This window comes from Rossellomorea sp. NPDC071047 (assembly GCF_050270195.1).
Classification (GTDB): Bacteria; Bacillota; Bacilli; order Bacillales; family Bacillaceae_B; genus Rossellomorea.
On sequence record NZ_JBNNJT010000002.1, the window covers coordinates 486,167 to 509,024 of the forward strand.

The window sequence follows — 22,858 nt, forward strand, 5'->3', positions numbered from 1 at the left end:
GATTTCAGAGAGGAGGTTTGTCTTGATACGATACATCATTAAAAGACTATTGGTATCGATTCCGGTCCTATTGATTATTTCATTTATAACGTTCGTATTGATGAGTTTATCCCCCATGGATCCGGCTGAGGTCGTCCTCAAGTCCCAGGGGGTACCGGTCATTACGGATGAACTGATGGAAGAGACGAGGAAGGAGTTCGGATTTGACCGGCCCTTCCTTCTTCAGTACGGGGATTGGCTGATGGACAGTCTCCGGTTGGACTTTGGAACATCTTTTGTCACGGGCCAGCCGGTATGGTCGCTCCTTGGACCCGCTTTGATCAATACAGTGAAGTTGACGCTCATTTCCTCCGTTGCGGTCATGATTCTGTCGGTTCTTCTTGGAGTGATTTGTGCATTGCATCAGGACAAAGCGGTGGATCAGTTTGTCAGGGGTATCTCGTTCTTCTTGACGGCCATGCCTTCCTACTTACTGGCATCTTTATTGATCTGGTATTTTTCCGTGAAGCTCGATCTATTTCCGACGAATGGTATGGATTCCTATACAAGTTACATCCTCCCCGTCCTGGTCATTACCATCAGCTATGCGGGGATATACTTCCGGGTCGTTCGAAGCTCGATGCTCAGTCAATTAAGTGAGGATTATGTCCTTTATGCCAGGGCGTGCGGCTTGAAGGAATGGCGCGTCACCGTCCGTATCATACGCAACTCCCTGCAGGTCGCCATTTCGGTCTTCTGTATGGCGGTACCGATCATATTAGGGAGTACGGTTGTCGTGGAAAGTGTGTTTGCCTGGCCGGGAGTAGGAAGTTTGAGTATCAGATCCATTGTCAGCAGGGACTTTCCAGTCGTTCAGGCGTATGTACTGATCGTGGCGGTGGCATTCGTGATGTTCAATGCCATTTCTGACATCTTGAATGCCGCTGTGAATCCTAAAGTAAGGAATGATCATTAAATGAGACAATTAACGAATTTACGTCATGATAAGCTGGCGATGGTATCGTTGATCGTCATTTTCTTTACCCTACTGTGTGGTCTGTTTGCGCCATTCATTGCTCCACATGATCCTGCGGAAGTCGATATGGGCTTACGTTATGCACCCCCATCATGGGATTATCTGTTAGGGAATGATCATTTGGGACGCTGCATATTGTCGAGGATCCTTTTCGGTATCCGGCCAAGTGTCTTGTGGGTCTTGCTCGCACTGGTCATTTCCGTGATGATCGGGGCGATCGTCGGTTTCTTGTCGGGCTATTTCCGGGGAAGAGTGGATGCGTTTTTGATGAGAGTCTGTGATATCATGCTGTCATTTCCGGGATATGTCATGGCCCTTGCCATTATCGGTGTACTTGGGGTCGGGCTTGAAAATATACTGATTGCCTTTATTGTCACTAAGTGGGCGTGGTTTGCCCGTGTTATCCGGACTTCGGTCAGACAATTTGCCGAATCTGACTATGTGAGGTATTCAAAGGCCATCGGGGTGGGTCACGGCAGAATCATGCTCAAGCATATCCTGCCCGTGACGTTTGCCGATATCGCGGTCATTTCCAGCAGTTCGATTTCCTCGATGATTCTGCAGATTTCAGGCTTTTCCTTTCTCGGATTGGGGGTCCAGGCCCCTACTGCGGAGTGGGGGATGATGCTGAGCGAAGCCCGCTCGGTGATGTTTACAAGGCCGGAGCTATTATTGGCACCCGGTTTCGCCATCATCTTCATTGTGATGGCCTTCAATTTTCTCTCGGATTCCCTGCAGGTTGCTTTGGATCCAAGGAGCCGGGGTACAAGGGATCCCAGGAGGAAAAGCCTGTCACTTATCAACCCCGGATCAAGAAAAGAGGTGGCTGAAACAAAATGAATATTCTCGAGGTTAACGGCCTGTCCATCGTCGATGAAAAGACGGACGAATGGCTTGTGAAGGATAGCTCCTTCCACGTGAAGAAGGGGAGGACACTCGCCATAGTCGGGGAAAGCGGAAGTGGTAAATCCCTGACATGCCGGTCGCTGATGAGGTTGAACCAACCATGGCTGAAAGAAACCGGTACCGTCCTTTTTAAAGGGGAAGATCTCCTTACCCTTTCGAAAAAAGGGATGAGAAAGAAACGGGGAAAGCAGATGTATATGGTCATGCAGAATGGGATGACCGCATTTGATCCATCACGTGTCATAGGCGTTCATCTACGTCAGGCTGCAGCGGAACATTTCAACTGGTCTAAAAGGGAAACGGAACGAAAGCTGAAACTCGCCATTGAAAGCGTCATGATCAAAAATCCTGCCGAAGTGCTCAATAAATATCCTCATCAATTATCGGGAGGTATGCTCCAGAGGATCATGATTGCCCTTGCCCTTATCCTCGAACCTGATCTCATCATAGCCGATGAGCCGACGACAGCACTTGATACCATCACCCAGTATGAAGTGGTGAATCAGCTGATCGGGTTACGGGAAAGGATGGGATGCTCCATGATCTTCGTCTCCCATGATTTGGGAGTGGTCCGTTACATAGCCGATGATCTATTGGTGATGAAGGACGGCAGGATCATTGAACGGGGAAAGGCTCAAACGGTTTTCACAGAGCCAGAAAAAGAGTATACGAAATACCTGGTATCTACCCGGAAATCGTTGAGTCACCATTTTAACAGTCAGATGGGGAGTCCTTAATATGCTGAATGCTGATCAAATATACAAATCATATCAACGTGGAGGCCTCTTTTCAAAAGAGAGGAAGCAAGTGCTGACCGATGTCAGCTTTGAAGTGAAGGGAGGAGAGTGTCTGGGCATCATCGGGGAAAGCGGAAGCGGTAAATCGACACTGGGCCGGCTCCTGATCGGGATTGAAAAGCCGGACAGGGGAACCGTTACCCTTAATGAGGTCGATGTTTCGGAGAGGCACCGCCGAATCGGAAAGATCAGTGCGGTGTTCCAGGATTACAAATCCTCCATCAATCCATTTTTCACGGTAGAGCAGGCCATTCTTGAGCCACTCGAGCTGCAGAAGATATCAGTGGATCAGAAGGCCATAAAGGTCGACGGACTGCTGAGTGAAGTAGGATTGCCACATACATACAAGCATAAATATCCCCATGAATTGTCCGGTGGAGAGATTCAAAGGGTGTGCATCGCAAGAGCGATCTCCACAGAGCCCGACTGCATCCTCTTTGATGAGGCCATCAGTTCCCTTGATGTGTCGGTTCAACTACAGGTATTGAATCTCTTAAGGAAACTGAAAGAAACACACAGTATGACCTATGTGTTCATCACCCATGATATTCAGGCTGCCGCCTATATCTGCGACCGAATCCTCATCTTTCGCAACGGACAGGTGGAAGAAATGGTGGAAACGGAAAGCTTAAAGGATGTTCAATCCGATTATGCGAAACAGCTGTTGAGGGCACTAATCACGTTTTAGTCCCGGAAATCACCAAGATGTCAGGAGGCGATATACAGTGAATGGAGCATTATCTTGGCCATTCTTACGACTTTATCTGGTAGTCCTTTGTTATTTCAGTTCCAATGCCATCCTGAATGTGCTCATCCCCCTTCAAGGAAAAGAGTGGGGAGCAAGCAACACGACGATCGGCCTGGTGATGGGGGCGTATCTATTTACAACGATGTTCTTCCGGCCGTGGGCTGGTCAGATCATTCAAAAACATGGACCGACCCGGATCCTGCGCATCATCCTGATCCTGAACGGGCTTGCCCTCGCCCTGTATGCCATTTCAGGACTAGGAGGTTATCTCGTGGCCCGGATGCTGCAGGGGGTGGCGACTGCCTTCTTTTCCATGGCCATGCAGATCGGCATCATTGATGCACTGCCTGAGAAAGACCGATCGCAAGGGATTTCGCTTTATTCTTTATTTTCTTACATTCCAGGAATCCTTGGTCCGCTACTGGCCATCGGAATCTGGCAGGAAGGAATGGATTCATTCGGTTACGTCATGATTGGGCTTGCCGTTGTGACGGGCTTATTTGGGTACAGCGCCAAGTTGGAAACGAAAGAAGATGAACCGGTACCGGGAATAGAAGGGAAAGGGGGAAAGATGCTTGCTTCCTTCACTCAACTGGTAAAAAATCCTTTCCTGTTCCAGTGCAGCGTGCTGATGCTTGGTTCTTCCATCATATTCGGGGCCATCACCACCTTCATCCCTCTATATGCATTACAGATGGAGAGTGGCAGTGCCGGAGTATACCTCATGCTGCAGGCAGCAACCGTTGTGTTCGCACGTTTCACATTGAGAAAACATATTCCATCTGACGGCAAATGGCATGCCCCCTTTGTGATGGGGACCATGCTTCTTCTCGCACTGGCCACCCTTTGTATCAGCCTCTCCCAATCGTTCGGCAGAATCCCATTTTATGTAGGAGCTGTCGGGATTGGAATGGCACAGGCGTTGATTTATCCAACGCTCACCACGTATTTATCTTTTGTTCTTCCGAAAGTGGAACGGAATGTCCTCCTGGGGCTCTTCATTGCTACGGCCGATTTAGGAGTCTCCCTTGGTGGAGTGCTGATGGGACCACTCGCCGACCTCTCATCTTATTCGTTCATGTATGGGATGTGTGCCATTTTGGGAGTACTGATGATTTTCTTTTCATTCAATAGAGGCAAAAGAGTACCGGTAAGGCAGGAAACATTTTAATATGTTCAAGAGATGAAAGTTTAAGTCAATAGAAAAGAAACGATCAGGGATTTATAGCCCCTGATCGTTTTTTAGTGATTATATTAATGTCATATGTCTTGGTCAAAGTACCTCATCAATAATCCCTTCAAACACATCACTCACACGGCTTCTCTTAAGCAGGATCTCCTGGTTATCGAGGGTTACGCTTCCTCTGTGTTCATCCAGGTTGAACCTTTCTTTCAACACAGCCATCGATCCTTTGCTGCGTTTGTCGATTTCGAAATAGATGGTGGTTTCATGGTCGCCTTGAAGGATATAGACTTCGAGTTCGTCCAGCTTCCGGCTGTATTTGCCGAAGGATGGAGTGAATTCATATTGCTGCACGAAAGGACGATTTGTTTTCACCCATGCAGGGGTGTTCTGACTCTCCATCTGCTTGAATTTAAACCCGATGACCTTGATGGCATCAATAATATTTTCATGGACGGTTGTCGGGTCAACGGATACATAATCCCTGTCCTTAGGGTCAACGGCATTCTTGATATCGATGCCCGTATCAATCCAGACCGGTGGAACATTCTTCTGCGTTTCAGGGTGTACCATTGTGATTGGCGTATCCAGAGGGACCTTGAATGAGAATGGAATGTGCTTCTTCTCTCCCTTAGAAATAGTGAAGGGCTCATTGAGCTGGTGGACTTCCACAACGACAGGTGACAGTCGATCTCCGCCTTCATGACCGTACATCGTCATCAGCTTCAGAGCGATGGATTCGATTCTTTGATCCGTATTTCCACCTTTCACCTCCACGACTCCCTCGAGCATCTCACCCTGCTGGATATAAGCCCTCTTTACCTTTGTATCAACCGTTGCGGAACCGATCCCGATACTTGCAATCACTTTATTGAACATGGACATGTGCATTCAACCCCCTTCTTGATATCCCTATCGTAGCATAGATTGTCAGTTTGAGAGGAAGGGAAGTGTTCAATATGTATGAACACTTCGGAATAGAATCTATGATTGTCACGCCGCCTTAATCGCGTTACGCCAATCCAGATTCTTCTTTATAGCCTAATGTATGAAACGCGTTTCATAGCAAGGGGAAAATAATATAATGAGTCAATAGTTGGGCCTGTCATGTAAACCCCAATCCTCTCATATTCATAATATAGGCAGCTTAAGGGGGGGGGGGGGACCATTTTGAATAATGCAATGATACCTGCTTTCATCGTGCTAATTATCCTTATTTTTATTATCTGTTTCTACTTTATGACCAGGTACAAGAAACAGGCTGTTCAAGTCTTTACATTAGAGAGTTTCTTTCATTCGTCTAAACCGGGTGAAGACGAGGGGAAGGATAATAGCTTAATAGAAAAGGTGAATGATTATTTTGATGATGGAGATAGCGATGGGGATGGAGATGGTGGGGATGACGGGGCGTGAAACTCCCCGTCTGCCTTTTATTCAGTTAATAGAGATAATAATAGTAGGAAGATTTATATAAATGTAGAAGCATAAACAAAGAAGTTTGCTGGATATACCATTTTATAAAGTGACAGAAATAATTTTTTCGAACGAATCAAGCATGATATGGGGAATGATTCCGTGAAGACGTAAACAGAGGGGTATAAAGATGCTAAAAAGAAAATATGGAGACCGCCCTGATTGGGAACGAGTGATCAAGCGGAAATATTCACAGACGTATCTGGATAACGGGAAATATAAGGGCTATATCACTTTATTGAATGTGATAAAAGTAACGGAACCATTATTCGTTCGTTATGGGGAAAAAAGTGTATGTATAGTGGATGATGGTTATATGTGGCTGCAGCAATTTCCTATCGGTAAGAATCATTCAGTCACGACGATGTTTGATGCAGATGGTGAGATCGTTCAATGGTATATCGATATTTGCCTTTGCAATGGAATAGAAAATGATATTCCATGGATGGATGATCTAATCTTGGATATTGTCCTATTACCAACGGGGGAGGTCATTGAAAAGGATGCGAAAGAGCTTGAAGATGCATTATTGGAAGGAATCATTGAGAAGCCCCTTTACGATTTGGCGTGGAATGAAGCGAATACCCTTAAAGATTTCATAAGGAAGGGCAGTTTTGACTTGATAAAATGGTCACACAGCCATAAGGCAATCTTATCTAACCGTATCAAGTAGCTGTATGAAAGCATTCCTTCATCATAAGGAATGCTTTTTATATTGATCCAATACAATAATAAGATAATGTAAATGAATATTTTTTTATTGTAAAACAATAAATTATAGATTAAAATGAAATGGAATTTAAATAAGCGAGGTGCTTTTGATGAAACGAGAAACACTCTTTTTGAAAATAGCTGTTTTTCTTATAGGAACCCCGGTTTTTGCCCTTTGCGTATTCGGGTTGCCCTGGTTAGCGAAGGATGTAGCAGGTTCTGGGCTAGAATATTTAGTATATGGTATTTTGATCGTGATGTATATTTCGGCGATCCCGTTTTTCGTTGCCTTGTATCAAGCGATCTGTCTATTGAGTTATATTGACAAGAATAACGCATTTTCGGAATTATCGGTCAAGGCTTTAAAGAATATTAAATATTGTGCAACCACCATCACAATTTTGTATGTGGCCGGGATGCCGCTCTTCTATCTCATGGGAGAGATCGACGACGCCCCGGGGGTCATCGTGATCGGCATGATGTTTGTTTTCGCTCCGCTTGTAATTGCGGTCTTTGCGGCTGTACTCCAAAAGCTATTAAAAAATGCCATCGATATAAAATCTGAAAATGACTTAACGGTCTGAGGTGAAAATATGGCGATTATAATCAATATTGATGTGATGCTGGCAAAAAGGAAAATGAGTGTGACAGAGCTGTCGGAGAGGGTTGGAATCACGATGGCAAACCTTTCTATATTGAAAAATGGAAAGGCAAAGGCGGTTCGATTATCCACTTTAGAGGCGATTTGTAAGGCATTGGATTGTCAGCCCGGAGATCTTCTGGAATACAAAAGTGAAGAAGACATTCAATAATCACGGTTTGGAGGCGAAATCATGAGAGCATTGAATCAACTCGTTCGTTTTGGCTGGGAGCAGGCACTGTCCTGTCTGTTCCCTGTCGTCATCTTTGCCTCTTTGGCTTTGACACAAATCATCCCGCTCCCATTACTACCGCGGTATGACTGGCTGCTCATCATCTGCCTCCTGATGCAGTGGGGCATGCTGCGTTCCGGGCTTGAAACACGGGATGAACTCAAGGTGATCACTTTGTTTCACCTGATTGGGCTTGCCCTTGAACTTTTCAAAGTCTATATGGGCTCATGGTCTTATCCAGAAGAGGGATATTCCAAGGTGTTCGGGGTGCCTTTGTACAGCGGGTTCATGTACGCAAGTGTGGCGAGTTATCTTTGTCAGGCGTGGAGGAGGCTTAAGGTGGAACTGGTGAAGTGGCCACCGCTCATGGTCGTTTTTCCACTGGCTGCTGCCATTTATTTAAATTTTTTTACCCACCATTACTGGATCGACATTCGTTGGTGGTTATCGGGACTCGTTCTGATCGTCTTTTGGCGGACATGGGTCCTGTACGAAGTGGGGGGGACCCGTTACCGCATGCCATTAGCCCTTTCATTTGTACTCATCGGATTTTTCATATGGATAGCTGAAAATATCGCTACGTTCTTTGGTGCCTGGGAATATCCAAACCAAACCGATGCCTGGAGTCTCGTTCATCTGGGGAAGGTGAGTTCATGGCTCTTATTGGTGATTGTCAGCTTTCTGATCGTGGCGATGTTGAAGCGGGTGAAGGGAAAGGGTTCGGTTCAGATTGAGACGGGTCAACTTCCAACCGGACATTAAAGGAGGTCAGGAGGGATCGATTTGAAAAGACTGGCTATCGGTTTCATTTTGTTACATGTAATTATCTTTCTTTTGTGGATCATGAACTCGGGGTATTTATTTTCCCCCCTGGGCATCACCTGTTGGATGTTGTCCATTGTCTCGGGATTTATCGTTCAGATCAAGTTGGATGAAGTCTTGATGATCAGAAAGATAATGGCCATATCGAATGGCTGGATGGTATTTTTGATCATTATGACCGTGGGGATCCATTTTACTGTGACCTCCATGCCTTGAACTCCATGGGGCAGGTGCCTTGGCTCGGATTTATAAGTAGGGAAAAGAGATTAGGGCCCTGTCCTTTCTAACTGCGAGGGGTTCTTTTTCTTATAAAAAAGGGTTGACATACCTAACTGTAAATATTAATATTACAGTGTACCTTGAAACAACAGGTAATCTTTTTTATATAAACTGTTACTTTTTTTATTACATTTAAAAAGGAGTGTATAAACAAATGGTCAATCTATATCTGACATCAAGCTGCACATCCTGCCGTAAAGCAAGAGCATGGCTGGATGAACATTCAATTGAGTATGTGGAACGTAATATGCTGCTTGAACCGTTGACACCTGACGAGATCAAATCGATCCTGCGCCTGACAGAAAACGGGACAGAAGACATTATTTCCACTCAGTCAAAAGCATATCAGGAATTGGACGTAGACATTGATTCTTTGCCGCTCCAGGATTTATATACATTAATCAGGGAGAATCCGCAAATGCTGAAAAGACCGATCATCCTGGATGAAAAGAGATTGCAGGTCGGCTATAACGATGAAGAAATCCGCAGCTTCCTGCCGAGAAAAGTTCGTACCTTCTCATACAAAGAGCTGCAAAAATTGGCCAATTAACAGAGGGATCGGGATGGTTGACAGTATAAACTGTAAAAGATACCATTACAGTAACATCCGTAAAGGAGGCAGGCCATGAATAGCGACTTTACATTAGCCATTCACAGTTTAACGTATCTTGCCCTGAAGACCGATCGCATGTCCACAAGCGATGCGATCTCAGAAAGTGCCGGCGTTCATCCCGTCCGCATCCGAAAAGTCCTGAGTTTGTTGAAAAAGCAGGGATTCATCGCTTCAAAAGAAGGCACGGGCGGCGGATTCATTTTTGCAAGGGACTTGAGCGAGATCAATCTGTGGGACATCTATAAAATCACGTCAGAAGGCGCACTGCAGCCCAAATGCACGGCCTCTAACGAACAGTGTGTCGTAGGGGCGAATATGAAAAAGGTTCTCTTTCACATTTTTCTGGGAGCAGAAGAACAGCTGGGGGATTACTTAAAAGACTACACCATTAGAGATATCGTCGACTTAATCAATAAAGAGGAAGCATAGAAGCTTTCTTTTTCTATAAATGTAACAAATAATATTACAGTTAGGAAGGTGAAAAGGTATGTCTAATCAGCATTCCATATTAAAAACCGGGGATTGGATCAAAGGGAAATTACTTTCAGGTGAATTGGTCATCGGTTATATTGAAAACCTTGATATCCAAAGTCAAACACTAAAAGCAAAAGTCGTGACAAGTGATAATAAAACCATTGAAGGCAAAAGCCTACCCTTGTTAAACAGACAGGTGACAAAAATACCGTCCACTCCTGTGAAAAACAAGGAACAAATCCAGTTCCTGATTGACCTTGCTCTTGCAACGGGTGATGAAGATTGGTTCTTGGAACTGACTGCGAAGTTGAATTCCATGCGGGAGCTTGCAGAGGGGATAAAGTGAACATCATGAAAGGAGCTGAAGAGAATGAATCTTCAGCTTTTTTTTATTGTTGATTTACCATTCAGGGGATTAAGACTCTCCTCCTAAAGTCGTAGAATACATTTGACCATTTGGTGGAAGAGGATTACTAGAAAATGGAATAAAATGAAATGAGATAAAGAGAGACGTTAAGAGGAGGAGAATTTACGATGAACAAATATGTGTGTACAACGTGTGGAACCCAATACCCTAAGAGTCGGGAAGAACCTGAAAGATGTCCCATTTGTGAGGAGGAACGTCAGTATGTCAATCCGGATGGTCAAAGCTTTACGACATTGGATGAAATGATTAGGAGCGGAGTCTATCAGAATACCATTCTACAAGAAGAGCCTGGACTGTACAGTATTACCACCACGCCGAAGTTCGGCATCGGACAGACAGCCTATCTGATAACAAATGGCGGATACAATGTGTTATGGGACTGTGTCACGTATCTGGATGAAGCGACAATCCTGGCTATTCAGGAGTTGGGCGGCATCGATGCGATCGCGATTTCCCATCCGCATTATTACTCTGCCCAGCTGGAGTGGGCGGAACGGTTTGATGCGGACGTTTATCTCCATCGTGATGATCAGTGCTGGGTCATGGAACCTGGGGAGCGAATTCGCTTCTGGGACGGGGAAGAGTTGAACTTGAATAAAGGAATTTCACTGCATCGCCTTGGTGGACATTTCAAAGGGGGAGCGGTCCTTCACTGGAGTCAGAGCGGGATTCTCCTGACAGGAGATATCATACAGGTGGTGGCAGACACGAACTGGGTCAGCTTCATGTACAGTTATCCGAATCTCATTCCTCTGCCGGCTGAAAAGGTGAAGGAAATGGCCGAAAAGGTAAAGCCCTTATCTTTCCATAAGCTGTATAATGCCTTTCACCGGGTGGTAGAAAAAGATGCCGGTCAAGCGGTCGAACGATCTTCAGAACGATATATCATGGCTTTGGAAGGAGAGTTATTTTCGACGTGAGTGAGTAGTTTTATTAGTGCGGATCTTTTACTGTAATCAATGGTGAAAGAACCGTACTTTTTCATTTAAAGATCATTCTTTCACAACCCACTAATAGGAGGAAAATAGAAAGAAACCGACGAATAGGATAAAGAGAAACATAAAATCGGGGGGCTTGCTTGTGAACGGAAGGATCGTAGTTGAAGAATTGACCAAGACTTTTAAAAAAGGAAACGTACGTGCTGTGAAAAATGTCTCTTTTCAGGTAGAAGAGGGTGAGTTCTTCGCTTTTTTAGGACCTAATGGTGCAGGGAAATCCACTACGGTTCAAATCTTGACGACGTTGATCAATGCTACTTCAGGAAAGGTGGAAGTGGCAGGGCATGATGTGATCCGTCAACCTGAGCAAGTCCGTCAGTATATCGGGGTCGCTTTGCAGGAAACGGGGGTCGATCCGGACTTGACCGGTCGTGAGATGGTTGAACTGCAAGCGTACATATTCGGTTTCAATAAAGAAGAAGGCAAAAAACGCGCACAAACCCTGCTGGAAATCGTCAAGCTGACAGAAGCCGCTGAACGAAGGATCGGCAGTTATTCAGGCGGGATGAGGAGAAGGTTGGATCTTGCCCTCACCCTTGTCAACGAACCGAAGATCCTCTTTCTTGATGAACCGACTACAGGTCTTGATCCGTCGAGCCGGATGGCCATATGGGAGGAGCTACGCAGGCTGAATAAAGAGAACGGGACGACGATATTTCTGACCACACAGTATTTAGAAGAAGCGGATTCACTAGCTGATCGAATCGGCATCATCAATAAAGGGGAAATGGTGGCCATGGGTTCGCCAAAAGAGCTGAAGGCGCAAATCGGACACGACTTGATCACCATTACATTAAAGGAAATGTGCCGAGTAGAAGAAGCGGCCGGTGTACTGCGAAAACAAGTGGCCGATATCGATGTAATCAGTCGAAATGATCAAATCCTCGTTTATGTTGAGGAGGGAACGAAACAATTGCTCGAGGTCATCCGCATTTTTGACAATGAAGACATAGGAATCACAGATATCCAACTGTCTTCACCAACCCTTGATGATATCTTCCTGAAACTGACGAGTGAGCCGATGGAAGGGGTGAAAGCACATGGGGAATAATGTGTTCAAAGATACATGGCTGATGACCGTCAGGAACATTAAAACGACATTGAGGAACCCGTTTTCATTCATCCCCAACTTAATCATTTCAGCTTTCTTCCTTCTTGTGTATGAAGGTGGTTTGAGCGGGATTTCTCAGCTGCCAACCTTTGAAGGAGCTGATTACCTGGCCTTCATCCTGCCAGTTTCCATTGTTTCCGCTGCCATCGGAGGAGCTGGGGGAGCGGGACAAAGCATTGTGAAAGATATAGAAAATGGTTTTTTCTCTAGACTTTTACTGACACCCGCCTCAAGACTTGCCATTGTCCTTGGACCGATCATTGCCGGGATGCTGCAATTACTTGTCCAGACCCTTCTCATCATCGGTATGGCGTTTTTACTTGGACTTGAGGTGAAGACAGGGTTTGGTGGTGTTTTATTTGTGCTTCTGATTGCCATTGGCTGGGGACTTGCTTTTGCCGGATATTCCGTAGGGCTTGCACTTAGAACACGGAACGCACAAGCGGCCCAGGCTGGTACGTTTATCTTTTTCCCGCTAATTTTCTTAAGCACGACGTTCGTACCTTATGAACTGATCGAGGCACAGTGGATGAAGGTCGCAGCAACAATTAATCCGACTACCTACATCTTTGAGAGTATGCGTACCGTCCTGATTGACGGATGGGTCTTCTGGGATTTGATGCAGGGTGTGTTTGCCATCATCATTGTCAGTGCCATCACGATTACCTTTGCTGCCGTATCTGCAAAAGGAGCAGTCTCAAGGAAATAATCAAAGGTGCGTGAATACTTTAGAGCTGAAATGGACGGGAAGATGTTTAATTATGTGTCGAAAGGGAGTGAAAGGGCGGTTCTTTGGAACTGTCTTTTTTCATTATAAAAAAATACCATTGACCTGAAAAAGTATGAAAGTGAAATCTAGTAGATGAAAACCCGACTTCTGGTTAAAGCAGAAGTCGGGTTTTTGCATTAAATACACGAAAGGAACGCCTGAACTTCATCACACCTTAGTCTACAATAGGAGGATTTTTAAGATGTTTGTCGAATTATTAAACATCGCATAGTAAGAAATATCTATTTGTTGGAGGATCCTCATGAAACAGTATGAACTGCTGCCGAATACAACCCCGACCCTTAGTGAATACGTAACTTTATGTTCAAGTGTCGGATGGAAAGAATATATGAATTTCGACTTTGCCGAGACCTCGCTTGCCCATTCTGTTTACTGTGTCCTGGTGAAGGATCGGAAGGAAGTGGTCGGGATGGGAAGGATCGTAGGTGATGGTTCGATTTATTTCTACATTCAGGACGTAGTGGTCCGCCCCGACTATCAATGTAAGGGAATCGGAAAGGAAATCATGGATGACCTGATGCGCTACATCAAAGAACATGCGCCAAGTAAGGCCTTCGTGGGGCTGTTCGCTTCAGAAGGAAAGGACTCTTTCTATGAAAAATACGATTTCAAGGATTACTCACCGAACATGACAGGGATGTTTAAGGTGAATCCATAAAGAGGGACGGACCTCAGCATCATTCGACCAAAGACCTGAAATTATGGAGGCATACATGATGAACCATTCAGCGTTATTTAACGGATTACTGATCAACCTCCTTGTCATTCTGATCATTGTCTTATTAGTAAACTTCTATCATTTATCGAAGCAAAGCGTCATGAAAGCTCATATGGGACCCTTTCAAGTTTTTCTCACCAATATGGTCCTGATCATCCTGAGTGTCTTGCTGTCGCATCAATTACATAGCGGTTTCCTTTATGATTTGCGTTTCATTCCTTTTTTAATTGGCGGGATATACGGGGGAAGAAAGGTGCTGATAGGATTGGCCGTCACGATGATCGCCGTCCGGGTCCCGTTTATGGGGCATGGATTGATTGTCACAATTATCCTCACGATCCTATCAAGTGTAGCAATCTACTATCTATCTCCGAAACTATCGGATAAGCCTTGGAGGATCAGAGTATACTGGTTTACCCTGATTTCGTTCTGTTACTCGATTCTTGGCCTTCTGATTCCATCGTTGTTCTTTGATTTTAAGGATTACTTGGCGTTCGTGATTTATTCTGGTGTCCTGACCGTATCCACTTTCCTTGTTTTGTACCTTTGTGAGATGATCCGGCTCACCGTGATTCTTCAACTGGAATCCATTAAATATGAAAAGATGCAGGTCGTCAGCCATCTGGCAGCGAGCATCAGTCATGAGATACGAAACCCGTTGACGACGGTCAAAGGCTTTCTGCAATTAATCAATGAAGATCCGGCAAATCCATCGAGCAATACCGAATTATCGAAAGTGGCTGTCAGTGAAATCGACCGGGCGACGGAAGTGATCAATCATTATTTATCCTTTGCCAAGCCCCATCCTGAAGAAGAAGCGGAGCTGGATGTGACCAGGGAAATCATGCGATCAAAAGATATCATCATGCCCCTTGCCCTCAAAAAAGGAGTGACGATGGATGTTGAGTTATCCCATACCCATTCCATAATGGGGGACTCCAACAAGCTTCAGCAAGTCCTCATCAATGTTCTGAAAAATGGCATCGAAGCCATGGAATCAGGAGGAGCGCTGAATGTCATCAGCTATGAAGAAAAAAATCGGTTGTTGATTGCAATCAACGACACGGGGATCGGGATGACCCGGGAACAAGTCACTCGCCTTGGCGAACCGTACTTTTCCCTGAAAGGAACCAAAGGCACAGGTCTTGGCATGATGACGGTCTTTCAATTGGTTGATGCGATGGGTGGTAAGGTAAATGTTCAAAGTAAGATATATCAAGGCACGACGATCACTCTAACATTCCCCGTTGTAACGGGATGAGGGACGGACCTCTTAGAGGTCCGTCCCTCATTTTCCTTCATTCAAATATTCCTCATTGCTCCAGTCCGTGACGAACATATGACCAGGGGCATGGGTGATCATGAAGGGGATATTTGCATGGAGGGCGACGGCTTGAGGCGTCACACCGCAAGCCCAGAACATCGGTGTTTCTCCCTCCTTGATACCGACAAAATCACCATAGTCGGGCCGGGTGATGTCCCCGATGCCGATTTCAGTCGGGTCACCGATATGGACAGGAGCCCCGTGCATTTTAGGGAATAATGAGGTGATGTCGGCTGCTTTTTGTACCAGGTGATCTGGGACAGGTCTCATGGAAACGACCATTGGCCCTTGGAAAACTCCGGCTTTTTCCGTCTGGATATTCGTCTTATACATGGCAACATTCTTATTCTCCTCAATATGGCGCAAAGGGATCTCTCCCTTGATCAGCTGACTTTCAAATGTGAAGCTGCACCCGATGAGAAAGGTGACGAAATCATTTCTCCAGACATCGTCGATCCGCGTTTTCTTTTCCACCAATTGTCCATGTTCATAGACGTGATAGAGGGGGATATCCGTTCTGATATCGGAGTCCTTCCCATACTCTGATTCGAATTCACCCGCTTCCAGCACTTCGACAATCGGACAGGATTTGGGATTCCGGGTGGTAAATAGTAAAAAGTCAAAGGCGTATTCCTTAGGGAGGACGACTAGATTGGTCTGTACATAATCCTGGCACACACCGGACGTATGGGATCGGTGCTCCCCGGTTCGGATGCGGTTTCTTAGTTCTGACGGTAGCATGGTTTTCAGCTTCCTTTCTTTATTGATCGAATTTTTTCTATTTTAACACAGGACGTCCATCCATACTGAAGCCGAATCCTGAAAGGGCTAGTTCTCCCGCTTTCTCTTAATCAAATAGATCATCAAAAAGCCCAGTAATATCCCCACACTATAGGTAAGGATAAACGAAAAATCCTGCTTTCCGACCAGGATCAGTCCGAAAAAAACGATGATCCCGACCAGGAACGGAAAATACCAGTGTTTCATTGTGATCACCTCACTCACTGAGATTTCTTCCAAATGCATCCATTTATTGACTATACCCCGATGATGGAATGTTAATCTCTTGAACCTCGATTCGTTCAAATAGGTATGAGCACACTTCCCTGGAACTAACATAAGATATCTTGGTAAAAATCTGAAAGGAATGAGAAGCATGTACAATGTTCCGATGACATATCCATATCAGTCTTATGCGAATACAAACCCCATAGCAAGAACCGGGGAGGAAACGAATCAGCCGATTGCTGAAATCCTTTTCGACGGGATCAGGGGAAAAGCGGCAACAACCGATTTGTACAGCCGATTAGCCCATGCAGCCCCGAATCAATACCACCAGCATGAACTTCTTCAACTGATGGAAGATGAACATCGTCACTGGTGGCAATTGACAAATCTATATACTTCGCTTACGGGAAGTCAGCCGGTTTATCAGGTGGAGAGCGTTCCATTCCATTCTTACCTGGAAGGACTGCAGAGGGGATATGAAGCGGAATTGGCAGATTACGAACAATTCCGAATTGGATGCCTGCACGCCCAGCATCAACCTGTGTATGAGGTGTTGGCGAATGCGTGTAAGGATGAATGGGAGCATGCGAGACGTTTGAGTGCGCTCGGAGCGGATGAGGACAGTCGGATGCAATCCATGGATTATGGGCCGGCACCGTTTGTCGTGAATATCGACGACGCAACGGTTCAAAATGACACATTCCGCACCGCCATTTGGACGGGAGAGCATTTGCAGGTGACCTTAATGAGGATTAATCCGGGAGAAGATATCGGGTTGGAAATCCATCCGAATCTGGATCAATTCCTGCGCCTGGAGCAAGGGCAGGGAATCGTCCGGATGGGAGACCGGCAGGATAATTTAACCTTTGAGAGGGAAGTGAAGGAAGACTTTGCAATCGTGATCCCGGCCGGTACGTGGCATAATTTGATTAATACGGGTAATACGCCGATTAAGCTCTATTCCATTTATGCTCCACCTCAGCATCCCCGGGGGACGGTTCATGTGACGAAGGCGGATGCAGAAGCTGCAGAAGCAGGTCGTGGGTATTATTTTAGGTAATAGGGATTCATGTTTAGCCAAAATGGCCGTGTATTAATTGCCAATCAAAAGCTCGAAGACGGGGAATTTTACGGAAGAGTGGTCGTTAAGGGCACAAAAAAAGCATTGAACTCAAGTTGAGTTCAATGCTTTTTTTGATTGGCTAGATTTTTTCCCCATCCGGATAATCACAATACTCAATGATCGTGCCTTCTGTATCAGCAGGGTTCAAATAGATCAATCTTCTGCCATGCTTGTTAATGCGAAGGCTGTCCTCCAATATGCGGATCCCCTTTTGCTTCAGTTCCTCGAGAGCGGCATCGAGGTCATCCACGCGATACGCGATATGATGGACCCCTTTACCTTTTTGCCTGATGAACCTGGCGATCGGTGATGTATCATTATTCGTCGGCGCAAGTAATTCCGTTCTGGCACCGTCCACCTCCATGATGGCAATCTCACTTTCGACACCCTTGGCATCACTTCTGTAGCGGTCGATCAGCTTTGCCCCAAGGACATTCTCGTAGAAGCGGATGGTATCTTCAATGTTTCTGACAGCCACTCCGATATGGTCGATTGTTTTTTTCATGATCATTCTCCTAAAGTCTCATCAGTTTATGTGCTATCTTACCATATTCTTTTCATGACGTGAAAGAATCGGATTGTCCCTTTTTTTATTATTCGAAGTTTCGATTAGTAGTCATCTTTGATTTTTGGACAAAAGGATCAAAGAAGCTAACAACCTATACTACAGGCCATTAGCTTCTTTTAATAAAATTGATTTTTCATCGTTCAATCCTGTCCCTCGACCCGCTGCCCCGGTTCACCAAATAGTAAGCCGTGATCCAGGAAGTGACCGGAATCGCCAGGGCGACACCGATCCCCGCTGAACCGATGAAGATCATTTCGGAACTGAATACTTTGGAATTCACGATTTCCCCGATCGAATAGGATAGGTCCTTGAACCAGATCAGCAGTCCCATATAGCCTCCGAAGAAAGCAAAGAACAGCGTATTCGTGCTGGTTCCAAGGATATCCCTTCCAATGCTCAGCCCCGAGGAGAATAGATCTTTTCTGCTGATAGCAGGATTGTGATAGGCGATTTCACGCATGGGCGAGGAAATCGAGATGGATAGATCAATGATGGCTCCGATCGTACTCATGATGATCATGGAAGCCCCGATTTTCACAAAGTCCACTCCGACAAATAAGGAAAACGCCCCGATTTCCTCGGTTTCCTCTTCACTGAATCCCTGGATCATAGCCTGATCGGTCAACATCAGGATGAAGAAGAGCAGGAAGCCGGTGGTGATGATCGTCGAAAGAAAGGCTGTCACCGTCTTGATGTTGATCTCACTTATGAAAAATAGGGATATGCAGCTTATCAGGGTGCAGGCGATCAGCGTCAGGATGATCGGATTCAGATTCGGATCATTCATCAAGATAATGGTGAAAAGGAGCACGCCGAAGTTAAGAAATAAGGCTACAAAGGACCGGGCCCCTTTTTTTCCACCAATCGTGATCATTAAAATGAAAAGAATAGCTGCGAGATACAATTGTACAGTCATGCTCTAGCCTTCTTTCTGTTGACAAAAAAGATGGATGTAAAGATAGCGATCGGGATCGAGAGGACAATGCCGATTCCCCCGGTCAGTGCCCTCGCCATTTCCAGTGAAAGATTCATGGAAAGGGTGAATCCCAGTGGGGAAGCATTTTTGAAAAAAAGAATGAGCATGGGAATCGCCCCGCTGATATAGACGAAGAACAAAATATTCGTCATCGTTCCCATGATGTCCTGACCGATATCGAATCCCGACTTCCTCAACGCTTTGATGGAGATGTCCGGATTCTTCTCATATAGTCCGAAGATGGACGACGAGAGGGTGATGGCGACATCCATCACCGCTCCTAAGCACCCCACGAGTATTCCTGCCATGAACACCATTTCATACGGACGGGTCAGGAATTGCATCTCCTCGTATCGGAGACCGTTTCCGGCAGTGAATCCCACCACAACATAAGCAATCAATAGTGTCATGAACGTTCCGAGCAAGGTCGCGACAACCGCTGCGTACGTTTTTTCATTAAAGCCATTGACAAATAAAAGGGATATGCCGGTAAACAATATCACTCCGATGCTGCATACCACCAACAGGCTAATATCCTCTGAATTCAGGTGAATGTCCAGGGCGTAGGACAGGATGACGGCATTGACTCCGAGGGTGATCAGGGAGAACAGCCCCTGCTTCTTCCCGACTACCAATAAGAGAAGGATAAAAACCCATCCGATGATCATCATGTATGTATCCCGTTTGACGTCTTCTATGTTTCCGGTCAGCTCTGTTTTTCCTGAAGAAGATGAATCGATACTGACGAATAATTCATTCCCGGGGCGATATTCTTGATCAGTTGCGCCGGAGGAAGAATATTCATTCGTTAAAGTGATCGTCTCACCCCTTTGATTCCCGTTCTTCAGCTCAGCTGTGATCTGCTGGGAGTACAGCCGATCCTTATTCCCGTTCATATCCTCCATCTCCGTCGTTTCCACAACCTTCGTACTGATCACTTCGGCAATCGGTCGATCATACCATTCATGATTGTGGTAGACGAAATAGAGGGAAGCGGTGACACATAGTGCGAGGATGATGTAGATAAAAAGATGCTTTGAACTGCTATTCTTGCGTTCAGTGATTTGTGCAAACAACCATTCATACCTCCATGATCTATTTCAAAACTAGTATATGTATGAGATGAACTAAAAAAGTTCAACCATCCGGTCTTCCATTGGATACGTGCATTGATGGAACGAGCATTTATTCATTATTCCATAAAAGGTGCGGTTAATCAAAAGAAGGGACGGACCTTGTGCATCCATAAGAAAGCCTGAGGTCCGTCCCGGATAAAGGGAGGTGTTCCCTGCCAGCCTTATGTAATGAGCACGACTCAAAGATGCCCTTGCTTACCCTCTATTTGTGCAAAAAATATGCAAATGAAACGAAATTTCTTCCTTATGAAATATATTCAACTTATCCGTTTATTACAAAATGAACAGGTTATAGTAAACGTGTAGGAAATACACTATCTTAAAGGAGGAAGTTCACATTGTCACACGAAAAATATCAATCGGTCATCAACGCATTGCATGAATGTATGGTAGCTTGTAACCATTGTTACGATTCTTGTTTAAAGGAAGAAGATCTCAATATGATGAAAGAATGTATCCGGTACGATCGGGAATGTGCTGATATGTGTGCATACTTAGAACAATCCTTAGTAAGAGGGACACCATTTGCATCTGAACTCGCTGGAGTATGTGCTGCGATTTGTGAAGCTTGTGGGGAAGAGTGCAAGAAGCATGATCATGATCATTGTCAGGCATGTGCCGATGCTTGCTTCAAATGTGCAGAAGAATGTAAGAAAATCGCCTAATGGGGTGAACATAAGAAAAGATCAAAGGACAGGGTACCTTTGATCTTTTCTTATATTTTCCACTGGTAGCCGATGCCCCATATTGTCTTTAAATGCTGTTCAATGGGGAAACCTGTTTTCTTCAGCTTTTCCCTTAAATTCCTGATATGGGAATCCACGGTTCGGATATCTGTCGTGGAATGAATATCCCATACCATGAGAAGGAGCTGTTCACGGGTGTAAACCCGTTCTGTGTTCTTCATCAGAGAGTGCAGGATTTTATATTCTTTTAACGTCAAAGAACTGATTTCATTCTCGTATTTTAACGAGTAGGAGTCTCCATCCAACGTAAAAGCCCCTCTGATCAAGTGATGATCATCTACTTGGTCATACTGTTTGATCCTTCTGAATTGAGCATTCACACGAGCGACCAGTTCCCCTTCGTCAAAGGGCTTCGTGATATAGTCATCAGCTCCGGCGTTTAAGCCTTTAATGACGTCATCCTTATCACCCCTGGCCGTTAACATGATGATGGGGATATTTGAAAACTCCCTGATTTTTTCACAAGTCTTAAAGCCACTAAGCTCAGGCATCATGATATCTAATATGACCAGGTCTACGGCATGTTTCTTAACCGCCTGAATTGCGTCATAGCCGTTATTTTTCTTTTTGCATACATACCCGTGAGGCTTCAGATAAAGCTCCAGCAGGTTCAGCATCCTTCTTTCATCATCGATTAATAAAATGGTATTCACCAGACTGACCTCCAAGCTTCACAGAATAATATTGATCGATGTTCCTTTATTGCGTTCACTTTGGATCGAAATTTGACCGCCATGTGCTTCCACCAGTTCTTTCACAATGGATAGCCCGAGACCGGATCCACCAAATTCCCTTGAACGTGATTTCTCCACCCGATACATCCTGTTGAATACTTGTGGAAGTTCCTCCAGTGGGATGCCCATTCCCTGATCATTAATCACGAGGCGCATATCTCCTGATTCGGTTCCCTCAACCGTCACCTCGGTTGTTGAATGAGGAGGCGAATGTTTGAGTGCGTTATCCAACAGGTTCATAACGATTTGCTCGAGACGTATGGGGTCGGCATGGAACGTGAAATCCTCCTTCACAGTCAAAATGAGATCGATTCCCTTTCTCTTAAAAACAGGAGCAACCTTGTTGATGACTTTGTGAAAAAAAGCCCCCGAATCGATGGCTTCAGTTTGAATGGAGAAATTGTTTTCATCAATTTTTGCCAGCTCAAATAAATTTTCGATCAACGACAGGATGGTTTTTGATTCTTCCTGGATAATGTTCAGATATTCTTTCCGTTCAGATTCCAGGATGTCCTCTCGAAGAGCCACATTGGCATACCCTTGTACATAGGTCAGCGGGGTCCTGAGTTCGTGGGAAATATTAGCTAAGAATTCAGTGCGCTCCTGTTGAATGGTTTCTAAATCTGTCGCCAGCCTCTGAATGGAATCCGAGAGATCCCCAAGTTCATCCTGACCGAGTTCCGGAAGTTTCACCTCGAAATTCCCTTTGCTCAATTTTTCTGTCGCCTGCTTCATCTTTAACAGGGGACGCGTCAGGAGTTTCGAAAGGAGATAATGGATCCCGGTTAAGATGATGAGACTCAGTATTCCTGCGAGAAGGAAATGACTGTTCAATTGGCTGATCAGATTCCGTAACGGTGCGGCGCTCTTGAACATATAGACATATCCTTCGTTCCGTTCACTTTCGAAGGATGTGACGGTAGCTAAATAATTCATATCCTTCCAATTTGATTCGATGACCCTTCCTTCACGGGTCAACGTCTCAGGGGTGACCTGGATCAGTTCACGCATTCCATCTGTTAATTCCCTTGAGCCAATGATGACGTTATGATTTTGATCAGTGATCACGACTTCCGTTTCCGTTTTCGATTCCATGAGGGCGATGTGATGGAGTGTCGTTTCTGAGTAACGATCTTCTAGCACATCACGATGACTGTTTCCCCGGGATAGAATCGATTCAAACTCCTCACCGACCCGTGTATCGATGATATTGTCATGTAGATAGAGCATCAACAATCCTTCCATCACGAGAACCGCGATTGTAAAGCAGAGGGCTAACTTGGTTGAAATTTTATTCATGGTATAA

Annotated in this window: 29 protein-coding genes; 21 read left to right on the forward strand and 8 right to left on the reverse strand. The window is 45.2% G+C overall.

Annotation, left to right across the window (positions count from 1 at the left end):
• Nucleotides 1-22: 22 nt before the first annotated feature.
• The 5 genes from opp1B to cntE are packed head-to-tail and all read left to right on the forward strand — an operon-like array spanning nt 23 to nt 4,637.
• Nucleotides 23-955, forward strand: a complete 933-nt coding sequence (gene opp1B, locus ACQKFO_RS10355; RefSeq protein WP_427598544.1) for a nickel/cobalt ABC transporter permease — start codon at nt 23-25, stop codon at nt 953-955.
• Entirely contained in the window at nt 956-1,855 is a 900-nt protein-coding gene (gene cntC, locus ACQKFO_RS10360) for a staphylopine uptake ABC transporter permease subunit CntC (RefSeq protein ID WP_427598545.1), read from the forward strand.
• Nucleotides 1,852-2,658, forward strand: coding sequence for a staphylopine uptake ABC transporter ATP-binding protein CntD (gene cntD / locus ACQKFO_RS10365; protein ID WP_427598546.1), 807 nt, complete (start codon nt 1,852-1,854; stop codon nt 2,656-2,658). The genes cntC and cntD overlap by 4 nt, the downstream gene beginning before the upstream one ends.
• Nucleotide 2,659: 1 nt before the next feature.
• Nucleotides 2,660-3,406 carry an ABC transporter ATP-binding protein gene (locus ACQKFO_RS10370; protein ID WP_427598547.1) on the forward strand — a complete coding sequence of 249 codons (747 nt, stop codon included), beginning with the start codon at nt 2,660-2,662 and terminating at the stop codon, nt 3,404-3,406.
• Nucleotides 3,407-3,443: 37 nt separating this feature from the next.
• The gene (gene cntE, locus ACQKFO_RS10375; protein ID WP_427598548.1) at nt 3,444-4,637 is read left to right on the forward strand and encodes a staphylopine family metallophore export MFS transporter CntE; all 1,194 of its coding nucleotides are present in this window, start codon (nt 3,444-3,446) and stop codon (nt 4,635-4,637) included.
• 102 nt (nt 4,638-4,739) lie between these two features.
• Here the strand turns inward: cntE and ACQKFO_RS10380 are convergent, their stop codons facing one another.
• Nucleotides 4,740-5,534 (reverse strand): sporulation protein, encoded by a 795-nt coding sequence (locus tag ACQKFO_RS10380; RefSeq protein WP_427598549.1) that lies wholly within the window; start codon nt 5,532-5,534, stop codon nt 4,740-4,742.
• Nucleotides 5,535-5,819: 285 nt separating this feature from the next.
• Between ACQKFO_RS10380 and ACQKFO_RS10385 the strand changes: the two genes are divergently transcribed.
• The 14 genes from ACQKFO_RS10385 (at nt 5,820) to ACQKFO_RS10450 (ending at nt 15,198) form a co-directional block, all read left to right on the forward strand.
• A complete protein-coding gene (locus ACQKFO_RS10385) occupies nt 5,820-6,062 on the forward strand; it encodes a hypothetical protein (protein ID WP_427598550.1) in 243 nt (80 codons plus the stop codon).
• A 190-nt stretch (nt 6,063-6,252) separates the two neighbouring features.
• Entirely contained in the window at nt 6,253-6,795 is a 543-nt protein-coding gene (locus ACQKFO_RS10390; protein WP_427598551.1) for a DUF402 domain-containing protein, read from the forward strand.
• A gap of 148 nt (nt 6,796-6,943) precedes the next feature.
• Nucleotides 6,944-7,417: a DUF2975 domain-containing protein gene (locus tag ACQKFO_RS10395; protein WP_427598552.1), complete on the forward strand. Its 474-nt coding sequence runs from the start codon at nt 6,944-6,946 to the stop codon at nt 7,415-7,417.
• 9 nt (nt 7,418-7,426) lie between these two features.
• A complete protein-coding gene (locus tag ACQKFO_RS10400) occupies nt 7,427-7,645 on the forward strand; it encodes a helix-turn-helix domain-containing protein (RefSeq protein ID WP_427598553.1) in 219 nt (72 codons plus the stop codon).
• A 21-nt stretch (nt 7,646-7,666) separates the two neighbouring features.
• Nucleotides 7,667-8,467 (forward strand): DUF817 domain-containing protein, encoded by an 801-nt coding sequence (locus ACQKFO_RS10405; RefSeq protein ID WP_427598554.1) that lies wholly within the window; start codon nt 7,667-7,669, stop codon nt 8,465-8,467.
• Between the two features lie 21 nt (nt 8,468-8,488).
• Nucleotides 8,489-8,743, forward strand: coding sequence for a hypothetical protein (locus ACQKFO_RS10410; RefSeq protein ID WP_427598555.1), 255 nt, complete (start codon nt 8,489-8,491; stop codon nt 8,741-8,743).
• 217 nt (nt 8,744-8,960) lie between these two features.
• Nucleotides 8,961-9,356, forward strand: coding sequence for a transcriptional regulator SpxA (spxA, locus tag ACQKFO_RS10415; RefSeq protein WP_427598556.1), 396 nt, complete (start codon nt 8,961-8,963; stop codon nt 9,354-9,356).
• Between the two features lie 75 nt (nt 9,357-9,431).
• Nucleotides 9,432-9,848 carry an RrF2 family transcriptional regulator gene (locus ACQKFO_RS10420; protein ID WP_113970281.1) on the forward strand — a complete coding sequence of 139 codons (417 nt, stop codon included), beginning with the start codon at nt 9,432-9,434 and terminating at the stop codon, nt 9,846-9,848.
• 58 nt (nt 9,849-9,906) lie between these two features.
• Nucleotides 9,907-10,239, forward strand: a complete 333-nt coding sequence (locus ACQKFO_RS10425) for an IDEAL domain-containing protein (protein ID WP_427598557.1) — start codon at nt 9,907-9,909, stop codon at nt 10,237-10,239.
• Between the two features lie 188 nt (nt 10,240-10,427).
• Nucleotides 10,428-11,240 carry an MBL fold metallo-hydrolase gene (locus ACQKFO_RS10430; protein WP_427598558.1) on the forward strand — a complete coding sequence of 271 codons (813 nt, stop codon included), beginning with the start codon at nt 10,428-10,430 and terminating at the stop codon, nt 11,238-11,240.
• Between the two features lie 160 nt (nt 11,241-11,400).
• A complete protein-coding gene (locus ACQKFO_RS10435; RefSeq protein ID WP_427598559.1) occupies nt 11,401-12,369 on the forward strand; it encodes an ATP-binding cassette domain-containing protein in 969 nt (322 codons plus the stop codon).
• A complete protein-coding gene (locus tag ACQKFO_RS10440; RefSeq protein ID WP_427598560.1) occupies nt 12,359-13,138 on the forward strand; it encodes an ABC transporter permease in 780 nt (259 codons plus the stop codon). The genes ACQKFO_RS10435 and ACQKFO_RS10440 overlap by 11 nt, the downstream gene beginning before the upstream one ends.
• Before the next feature lie 322 nt (nt 13,139-13,460).
• Entirely contained in the window at nt 13,461-13,877 is a 417-nt protein-coding gene (locus tag ACQKFO_RS10445; RefSeq protein ID WP_427598561.1) for a GNAT family N-acetyltransferase, read from the forward strand.
• A gap of 55 nt (nt 13,878-13,932) precedes the next feature.
• Complete coding sequence (locus ACQKFO_RS10450; RefSeq protein ID WP_427598562.1) at nt 13,933-15,198, forward strand: ATP-binding protein; 1,266 nt, start codon at nt 13,933-13,935, stop codon at nt 15,196-15,198.
• 27 nt (nt 15,199-15,225) lie between these two features.
• Here the strand turns inward: ACQKFO_RS10450 and ACQKFO_RS10455 are convergent, their stop codons facing one another.
• Nucleotides 15,226-16,011, reverse strand: a complete 786-nt coding sequence (locus tag ACQKFO_RS10455; RefSeq protein WP_427598895.1) for a putative hydro-lyase — start codon at nt 16,009-16,011, stop codon at nt 15,226-15,228.
• A gap of 78 nt (nt 16,012-16,089) precedes the next feature.
• Nucleotides 16,090-16,248 carry a hypothetical protein gene (locus ACQKFO_RS10460; protein WP_427598563.1) on the reverse strand — a complete coding sequence of 53 codons (159 nt, stop codon included), beginning with the start codon at nt 16,246-16,248 and terminating at the stop codon, nt 16,090-16,092.
• A gap of 169 nt (nt 16,249-16,417) precedes the next feature.
• Here ACQKFO_RS10460 and ACQKFO_RS10465 point away from each other — a divergent pair, with 169 nt between their 5' ends.
• Nucleotides 16,418-17,329 (forward strand): cupin domain-containing protein, encoded by a 912-nt coding sequence (locus ACQKFO_RS10465; RefSeq protein ID WP_427598564.1) that lies wholly within the window; start codon nt 16,418-16,420, stop codon nt 17,327-17,329.
• Nucleotides 17,330-17,471: 142 nt separating this feature from the next.
• Here the strand turns inward: ACQKFO_RS10465 and mce are convergent, their stop codons facing one another.
• From mce to ACQKFO_RS10480, 3 genes are all read right to left on the reverse strand, one after another.
• On the reverse strand, nt 17,472-17,897 hold the full coding sequence (gene mce, locus ACQKFO_RS10470; RefSeq protein WP_427598565.1) for a methylmalonyl-CoA epimerase: 426 nt from the start codon (nt 17,895-17,897) through the stop codon (nt 17,472-17,474).
• 196 nt (nt 17,898-18,093) lie between these two features.
• Nucleotides 18,094-18,876, reverse strand: a complete 783-nt coding sequence (locus ACQKFO_RS10475) for a YibE/F family protein (protein WP_427598566.1) — start codon at nt 18,874-18,876, stop codon at nt 18,094-18,096.
• Complete coding sequence (locus ACQKFO_RS10480; protein WP_427598567.1) at nt 18,873-20,012, reverse strand: YibE/F family protein; 1,140 nt, start codon at nt 20,010-20,012, stop codon at nt 18,873-18,875. Before ACQKFO_RS10480 ends, ACQKFO_RS10475 begins: the two co-directional genes overlap by 4 nt.
• A gap of 398 nt (nt 20,013-20,410) precedes the next feature.
• On the opposite strand from ACQKFO_RS10480, the gene ACQKFO_RS10485 reads away from it, so the two are divergent.
• Nucleotides 20,411-20,737, forward strand: a complete 327-nt coding sequence (locus ACQKFO_RS10485; protein WP_427598568.1) for a four-helix bundle copper-binding protein — start codon at nt 20,411-20,413, stop codon at nt 20,735-20,737.
• Between the two features lie 50 nt (nt 20,738-20,787).
• Here ACQKFO_RS10485 and ACQKFO_RS10490 read toward each other — a convergent pair whose 3' ends face one another.
• Both ACQKFO_RS10490 and ACQKFO_RS10495 read right to left on the reverse strand, forming a co-directional pair.
• Nucleotides 20,788-21,471, reverse strand: a complete 684-nt coding sequence (locus tag ACQKFO_RS10490; protein WP_427598569.1) for a response regulator transcription factor — start codon at nt 21,469-21,471, stop codon at nt 20,788-20,790.
• A gap of 18 nt (nt 21,472-21,489) precedes the next feature.
• Nucleotides 21,490-22,851, reverse strand: coding sequence for a sensor histidine kinase (locus ACQKFO_RS10495; RefSeq protein WP_427598570.1), 1,362 nt, complete (start codon nt 22,849-22,851; stop codon nt 21,490-21,492).
• Nucleotides 22,852-22,858 lie beyond the last annotated feature (7 nt).